Origin of the sequence: Legionella santicrucis (assembly GCF_001468135.1) — a bacterium.
GTDB classification, from domain to species: domain Bacteria; phylum Pseudomonadota; class Gammaproteobacteria; order Legionellales; family Legionellaceae; genus Legionella; species Legionella santicrucis.
Genome location: NZ_LNYU01000081.1, coordinates 256,179 through 256,960, shown reverse-complemented (window position 1 = coordinate 256,960; position 782 = coordinate 256,179). Strand labels below are relative to the sequence as shown.

Here is a 782-nt window from a genome sequence, read left to right as displayed (position 1 = left end):
TGTTTCACTACCATAGTAAAGGAGTGAGTCAAAAGGATTTAGCTCGTGATTTAAAGCTGGGTAAATCCACTGTAGAGCGCTGGTATCAGGCTCTACCCCAACAAAGGGGGCATTTTAATCAAGTTAGTCTAGACTAAGCCTTTGATTTGACGGTCAAAAGGAAGATTAAAATGCCTAAGAAAGATTGTATCCTAAATTTGCCTGGATATTCTATTAAAAAGGTGAGTGGGGAGAACCCTGTTTTTATCGAAGTGACTTATCGTTGTGTTGTTCGCTGTGTTCATTGTGGTAATAAGAAGTTACGTAAAAAAGACAGTTTTATAAGACGAATCCGTCATGAGTCGATTGGATTGCGTCGTAGTTACTTGTGTATCAAGGCTCATAAGTATTATTGTCCTGCGTGTGGTCGCTATTTTAATCAGCGTTTCCCGGGGATTGGTAAATACCAAAGAGCGAGCGAGAGTTTACGAAAGCAGGTGTTTCACTACCATAGTAAAGGAGTGAGTCAAAAGGATTTAGCTCGTGATTTAAAGCTGGGTAAATCCACTGTAGAGCGCTGGTATCATTACGGCTATGAGCTTCGTCATAAAAAGATATTAAACCGTTCTTGCCCAAGAGTTCTTGGTCTGGATGAGCATTCATTCAATAGGAAAGTAGGTTATGCCACAACCTTTTGCGACTTGGCCAAACACAAAATATTTGATGTGGTTGAGGGGCGTTCAGAAAAGGATTTAGAAGGCTATCTCAACACGTTAGAAGGAAAAGATAAGGTACAGGTAGTT

General features: G+C 40.3%; 1 protein-coding gene. It reads left to right on the top strand.

What is annotated here, in order from left to right; translation table 11 throughout:
- Window positions 1–170: 170 nt before the first annotated feature.
- Window positions 171–782: helix-turn-helix domain-containing protein (locus Lsan_RS22690; RefSeq protein WP_193392721.1), on the top strand; the 612-nt coding region annotated here is incomplete at its 3' end.